Here is a 241-nt window from a genome sequence, read left to right as displayed (position 1 = left end):
GGTGTCCATCCCCGAGAGCTTGCCCTTGAGGTGCAGACCGTGGCTGTCCTCCGAGGCGTCCGTCCAGACGCCAGCAGGCAGCCCGTCGCCGCCGAGAAATCCGTGCATGACGTGCATCGCAATGCCTCGCCCCTGCGACTTCCTCTCCGCGAGAGAGTCCGCGAAGGCTCCCGGCAGCACCACGTCGCCGTGAGCGTCCGTGTTGTTAAACACGCTGCCGTAACCCTCGAACGTTCCGTCT

The 241-nt window shown here is 65.6% G+C and carries 1 protein-coding gene; it reads right to left on the bottom strand.

Annotation, left to right across the window (positions count from 1 at the left end; translation table 11 throughout):
- Window positions 1-241, bottom strand: a 241-nt coding sequence (locus HK28_RS13620; RefSeq protein ID WP_198945905.1) for an HK97 family phage prohead protease, incomplete at both ends; no start/stop codon positions are given.

Origin of the sequence: Acetobacter sp. DsW_063 (assembly GCF_002153745.1) — a bacterium.
GTDB lineage: Bacteria > Pseudomonadota > Alphaproteobacteria > Acetobacterales > Acetobacteraceae > Acetobacter.
The sequence above is the reverse complement of the archived record's forward strand: the minus strand, read 5'-3'. Positions and strand labels throughout refer to the sequence as shown.